This window comes from Candidatus Caldatribacterium sp. (genome assembly GCA_014359405.1).
GTDB lineage: Bacteria > Atribacterota > Atribacteria > Atribacterales > Caldatribacteriaceae > Caldatribacterium > Caldatribacterium oleiphilum.
The window spans coordinates 1-6203 of sequence record JACIZN010000038.1; the positions used below are offsets into that span (position 1 = coordinate 1).

8 protein-coding genes and 1 pseudogene (1 of these 9 running past the window's edge) are annotated in these 6203 nt (G+C 53.1%); all 9 read right to left on the reverse strand.

What is annotated here, in order from left to right; genetic code table 11:
• Positions 1-900: 50S ribosome-binding GTPase (locus H5U36_04390; GenBank protein ID MBC7217396.1), on the reverse strand; the 900-nt coding region annotated here is incomplete at its 3' end.
• A 5-nt stretch (positions 901-905) separates the two neighbouring features.
• Positions 906-1145, reverse strand: a complete 240-nt coding sequence (locus tag H5U36_04395; protein MBC7217397.1) for a ferrous iron transport protein A — start codon at positions 1143-1145, stop codon at positions 906-908.
• A gap of 4 nt (positions 1146-1149) precedes the next feature.
• Positions 1150-1608, reverse strand: coding sequence for a transcriptional repressor (locus tag H5U36_04400; protein MBC7217398.1), 459 nt, complete (start codon positions 1606-1608; stop codon positions 1150-1152).
• Positions 1609-1749: 141 nt separating this feature from the next.
• Positions 1750-2826, reverse strand: a complete 1077-nt coding sequence (locus H5U36_04405) for an NAD(P)H-binding protein (GenBank protein ID MBC7217399.1) — start codon at positions 2824-2826, stop codon at positions 1750-1752.
• Between the two features lie 5 nt (positions 2827-2831).
• Entirely contained in the window at positions 2832-3272 is a 441-nt protein-coding gene (locus tag H5U36_04410; protein ID MBC7217400.1) for an SRPBCC family protein, read from the reverse strand.
• A 13-nt stretch (positions 3273-3285) separates the two neighbouring features.
• Positions 3286-4563 (reverse strand): aminotransferase class III-fold pyridoxal phosphate-dependent enzyme, encoded by a 1278-nt coding sequence (locus H5U36_04415; protein MBC7217401.1) that lies wholly within the window; start codon positions 4561-4563, stop codon positions 3286-3288.
• A complete protein-coding gene (locus H5U36_04420) occupies positions 4551-5480 on the reverse strand; it encodes a quinate 5-dehydrogenase (protein MBC7217402.1) in 930 nt (309 codons plus the stop codon). The genes H5U36_04415 and H5U36_04420 overlap by 13 nt, the downstream gene beginning before the upstream one ends.
• Complete coding sequence (locus H5U36_04425) at positions 5413-5829, reverse strand: polymer-forming cytoskeletal protein (protein ID MBC7217403.1); 417 nt, start codon at positions 5827-5829, stop codon at positions 5413-5415. Before H5U36_04425 ends, H5U36_04420 begins: the two co-directional genes overlap by 68 nt.
• Positions 5804-6203: pseudogene (locus H5U36_04430) on the reverse strand (type III pantothenate kinase) (it continues 384 nt past the right edge of the window). The gene H5U36_04425 and the pseudogene H5U36_04430 overlap by 26 nt, the downstream one beginning before the upstream one ends.

The window sequence follows — 6203 nt, forward strand, 5'->3', positions numbered from 1 at the left end:
ACCACGAACGAAAGAGACGGCAATGACGTACGGGAGCACGGCTCCAAGGGATACATAGACCCCTGTAGAAAGGAGACCAAGCGACCGCTCAAAGTCAATGTGACCGTCGACGAGTTTTCCAAGGAGCACTTCATGCCACAGGGGATAGCGAGAGAGAAATTCTCCCAGCCGCTCAAGGATAGGGAGGTAGTACCCCTCAAAGAGGGGATTCAAAACGTGCTGGATGAGTCCTTCGCCAATAAAGCGAACCGCAAAGAAAATCCCCACAAGAACAAAAAGACCAAGAACGAACCCCACCCCAGGCAGAATGGTAAGCCTCTGGAGGGTATCCCTCCAGGTAGGGCGGCGGTACGAGAATTTCTGGACCTTCGTGATAACTCTTCCAATGTCTTCCCAGCGGCGCGCATGGTCCGAGGATACAGGGTGCGGCACCCGAGCACAGGGAATTGCAGCAAGGAGATCCCTGATTCCCTCCCCTGTCGTAGCCACAACCGGAATAACCGGAACACCGAGAATCTCCTCAAGCGCCTGGATGTCAATCTCTATACCCTGCTTTCTTGCTTCATCCCACATGTTAAGGGCTACCACCATGGGTTTCCCTTTCTCTGCAAGCTCAAACGTGAGGTAGAGATTTCGCTCGAGATTCCCCGCATCAACAACGTTCACCACAATGTCTGCCTCTTCTACAAGACGGGTGGCTATCTTCTCCGCCTCGGCGAAGCCTTCGAGGGAGTAAACCCCAGGGGCATCGGTGATTTCAAAAAGTTGACCCTTGTGCTCAATGTAACTCCGCATGAAGTCCACGGTCGTTCCCGGATAGTTTGAAGAGAAGGCGTAAACCCCACTCAGCTGGGTAAAAATAACGCTTTTCCCCACGTTGGGATTTCCCGCAAGGACGATGCGCTTCAGCGCTCGACCCTCACGAGAATCCGCTGAGCCACCCCGCGGCCAAGGGCTATCTCCTGCTGTCCCAGTCGGATGACAACTGGTCCCTTGCCGACGATAGAGCTTACCTTTTCTATCTTTTTCCCGGGCACGACCCCAAGGACCCATAATCTCCTCACCATCCCTTCCCCGCCATCGATACGGACAATTTCCCCTCTGCTTCCTGTTTCCATCTCAACCAGCGAGAGTACCTCCTCCACAGAGTCACACTCCTTGATTCCCGCTTTTTTGACACCGAGCGCACAACCCGTAAAAGTAAACATGGTACGAATCGACACGAAAATGGTACTCCCTTTCAAACTTCTCCCTCAGGTGTTCAAGGAATCTCTCCTCCCCCGTGCCACCGCAGTCCACAACTCCTCCGCACTGCGTGCAGATAAGGTGATGGTGCCGCGACGCCTGGCGAATCATCTCGTAGTGCTCCTTCCCATCCCCGAAGTTCACCTTTCTGAGAATACCCATGCGCAGGAGAAGGTCCAAATTTCGGTACACGGTTGCAATGCCAATCTTTTTCCTCTTTTCCCTGAGGCAATCGTACACCTCTTCCGCTGAGAGATGCTTCTTCTTTTCCTCAAAAACCTCCAGAATGGCGCATCGGGAGGACGTCGCTTTCTTGTTGAAGCTGTGGAAAACTTCTCTCCACTTCTCCTGCAAGAGCTTCACCCCTAATGAAAACTATTATCATTTTCTATTATAAAGCCAGAGGGTAAAACCTGGCAATATCCCTTTGCAGAAAAGGGGGGGATAAGAGAGGAAATACCGACAAGGAGTTCCTGCCCTAACCTAAAAGCTCTTCCTTAAGGGTTATCGCGAAAAGACCCGAGACCTTTTGACGGCCTCGATTTCCTCCTCTGTGACTTCCCTTCCAAAACTTCGGAGGCCAGAAACCCGGAAACCGTGTTTTTTCGCCAGAGCTTCGATTTCCTTCACCTTAGCAACCTCTACTTCCTTCCCCAGGGTGTAGTCTTCAAAGCGCCCTTCCAAGGTAAGAATCATGGTCTCTGCCATGCAGGCGTAAGCCTTCCGAGGAGGGTACCCAAAGTCCATGCCGAAATCCGGTTCCCCAGGCACATCCACAACGCCTCCCTCAATGACCAAGACATCCTTTCGAGCCCTTGCCACTTCTTCAGCTATATTGCGAGGGCGAGAAACATCACAGATGACGGCTCCCTTCGCAATCCAGGAGGGCTCAATAATGTTTCCGATGGCCGAGGTGACGGTGAGAACGGCTCGGCACCCTTGGATACCCTCTGCAACATCCACAAACCCCTTGACCTCATAGGGACTTACCGCCGCAACTTCCTGACGCACTTTCTCAACCTTTTCAGGATCTCGGCCGATAACTCGCACTCTCCGTCCCCGTTCAGCAAGAATGAGTGCACAGGCTCGGCCAATGGACCCCGTAGCCCCCACCACCGCTACCGTCTCACTGTCAAGGTCGATTTCCATCTTCGCACAGGCAAGCTCAAGGGCCTCGAGAGCCGTGGCCACAGTGTAACTGTTCCCCGTTGTGACGGCAATTCTAAGGCCCTTTTTCACGGTAATACCCCCATCCCCTGCCACCGAGGTAAAGGCCCCAAGGCCAATGATTTTTGCCCCCTTTTTCTCTGCCAAAAGACCGCAGCGGCGAATACGATCCGCTACGAAAGGGAAGGGGTACTCAAGGAGAGCCCGAGGGGTCATGGGGAGACCAACGAACCACCCCTCAATTTCTTTTCCATTGTACGCCGACCGGACACCGCGAACATGAGAGAGGATGAAGGGGGGAATACGGGAAGCAAGGTACTCCACCCAAGAAGAGGGGAAGGGGCGAAAGAAGAAGATGTGGCGCTTGATGTCTTCCACATCCATAGCGTGGATGATGAAAGCAAAACTATCCATGCACTTTACGCCTCCTCGAGGGCTTTTTGCAGAGCCTTAAGCATCGCCATGGCGTTTTCTTCCATCTTCTTTTTCAAGAAAGCATGGATAAGGGCTCCCACGAGGGGGATTCCAAGGTCGTACTCAATCTCGAGTTCCACGTGGGTGACCGAGGGACCTTCTTCCCGAAAGCGCCAGACCCCTTCATACTTTTTGAAATCCCCTTCCAAGGTGAAAAAGTGGCACTCTTTCTTTTCGTCGTCCCAGATATCCTTTTCGGTCCACTTTACCTCCCGACCCTGGAACTTTCCCTTCCAGAAACTCTCCACTTCCTGCCCTTCCCGGCGGATTACCCGAACCTCCTCAAGGTCCGGAAGAAAGCGGGCAAGATTCTCAATGCCCTTTGCCCGCTCGTAAACGGTTTCCACATCCTTAGGAATGGACAAGGAAACGGCAATACGAGCCACAGAACTTCCCTCCTTATCCCCCAATTTCCCGAACAATGGCCTGAACCCCTGCGAGAGAATCATGAAGAGCAGAGAGAACGGTATCGATTTCCTCGTAAGTGATGGTGAGAGGTGGCTCAAGACGAATGACTCTGGGATTATTCAAGGTATAGACAACAAGAACCCTTCTCTGGGCCATTTCCATGGCAAGAAGGGAAGCCGCATCTTCATCAAAAAGTTCCATCCCAATGAGGAGCCCAAGACCTCTGACTTCCCGGACAATTTCCGGAAATTCTCCCTGAAGCACCCTAAGCTTATCAATGAAGTAGGCGCCTTTCTCCGCGGCCTGAGCAGGAATATTCTCTTCCTGCAGAATCCTGAGAGTTTCGATTCCCGCTGCACAGCTTAAGGGATTCCCACCGAGAGTGGAGCTATGGATGAGCGGATTCTCTTCAAAAACCTGCCAGATCTCCGGTGTGCTTACGAAAGCCCCGAGGGGGAGAATCCCTCCTCCAAGACCCTTGGCAAGAGTCATAATGTCTGGGACAACACCGTAATGCTCGCAGGCAAACATCTTCCCGGTTCTCCCCAGGCCAGTCTGCACTTCATCGAGAATGAGGAGAGCACCCTTTTTCGTGCAAATTTCTCGAACCCCCTTGAGGTACTCTGGGGAAGGAAGAATGACTCCCCCCTCACCCTGAATGGGTTCAAGGATTACCGCCGCCACATCCTCGTCCACAGCTTGTTCCATGGCTTCGAGGTCGTTGAAGGGAACGTGTTCTACCCCTGGAAGGAGTGGCTCAAAGGGTTTCTTGTACACCTCGCGCCCAGAAACACTCAATGCTCCAAAAGTTTTCCCGTGAAAACTCCCCAGGGCAGAAACGAATTTCTTGCGCTTCGTGTACATTCGGGCAAGCTTCAGAGCTCCCTCTACCGCCTCAGCGCCACTGTTGCAGAAAAAAGAGTACTGGAGATTTCCGGGGGTAATTTGGGCGAGCATCTCGGCAAGATCAGCCTGTTGCTTGTTGAAGAGGGTTCGGCTGGAGAGGGGAAGGAGTTGCAGCTGCTCCATAACCCGAGCGACAACTCTTGGATGATTCCTTCCCACATTGAAGACCCCAAAACCTCCAATGCAGTCGATATACGCCTCGCCAAAGATATCGAACACCTTTGCCCCTTCGCCCCGCCACTCCACGGTGGTGAGATTGGCGAACTTGTAGAGCCTCGCAAGCCCTGGATTGAGGTACTTCATGTACTTTTCGATGGTCTCTTCCACAATCCGCTTTTTTTCCTCTAAACTCAGCGTTTCCAAGCTTCCACCTCCTCGAAGCGCACAACTCGCGGCTTTATATTGAGTTCTCGCAAAAGCGCAAGGTACTCCTCAGGACGGATGTCCTTGGGGTGTTTCTCAAGAAGAGCCACAAACATTGCCTGGAGGACATTGGTCCCGAAAGACCGCCCCTGCATTTCAGGTGTCGTAGTGACGAGGATGGCAATCCCTCGATTTTTGAGGTCTTCAAGATCCCCAAGGGTCACGGTGTTTGTGATGACCATTTTCCCCGGAATTCTCTCAGGCATGAACCTCCGGATGTAGAGAAAGTCTCCCGCGATGATATCTGCTCTCTTGAATGCCCACGGGAAACGCGGCTTTGGTTCTTCCTGGGCTTTCCCGGTGGGGTACAGGAAATCAATGGGAAGACGCCGCAAAACCGGCATCATGAGCACCGAGAGAAACCGAAGCGTCCAGAGACGTCGCAGAAAAATCGGAATCCCCAGAGCAAAGGGCATGTCACCAATGAGAAGACGACACCCTACCCTCCAGAGGCCCTCGGCAAGACCGTACCGGTCCATACCACTCATGATGAGGGCCGTTTTCCCCCGAAGGGGAATACCCTCTTCCTCCGCGAGATAGCGGGGGATTTCCCTTTCCCAGGTTTCTTTGAGCTCTCCCCCATCGACTATGGGGGTCTTTTTGAGAACCGAAACGAGTCGGGCAACATCAACTACTTCGTAGCGGTATTTTCCTGCCCGGAGGTAGAGATCCGCTCCCCCAAGTCCAAAGCAGTCGACCTGGCCGTCGAGCTCCTGCAAAAGGGCGACGAACTTCTTCTTATCCCCGTCAACACCAATTCGCTCGACTGTGAAGTGGCATCCCAAGAGCTCAACCTCTACCCGATGGTTCCTCTTCGAGGAACCGAGGCTCACGCTCACTACTCTCTTTTTCTTCATCCTCGTCACCTTCAGGTTTCGCAAAGACAATGGCTCCCTCAAGAACCATTCCCGGTTCAAGAGCAGCACTTTTCACCATGACACACCCCAAGACCCGTGCGGTCTTCCGGCACACCATCTTCCCGGCCCTTGTAAACCCATCAACGGTTCCCCAGACTTCAGCGTTCTCAACCTCCACAAAACCCCTAACTTCTCCCCCTTCCATCACCACGAGGCGAGGGCACTGAATCGAACCGTTGAACTCCCCCTCGACGATGAGAGTCCCATCGCTCCTAAAAGACCCTCGAACCTTGGCATGCCCCCCAACGATCGCGACTTCGGGGCTACTCTCGGGAACCGTTAAGCTCATGAATGATTCGCAACCCCTCAAGGGTGAGCACCGGATTAAAGATGTCAATGAACTCACAGTACCGAGCAAGAAGCATACCCCATCCCCCAGTTCCGATAACCTTCGCGTCTTCGGCAAACTCCTGCTTCATGCGCTGCACAATCTCCCGTGCCAGACCAATGTAGCCAAAAAAAACTCCTGCATGCATGGCCTCTACAGTGTTACGCCCAATGCAGTGTTTTGGAACCTCCACATCTATTCGGGGGAGTTTGGCGGTTTTCTCGTAGAGAGCCTCGCAAGAGATACCAATCCCAGGAGCAACGGCACCGCCAAGGTACTCCTTTTCTGCCGTTACGGCACAAAAAGTCGTTGCCGTTCCAAAGTCGACAATGATG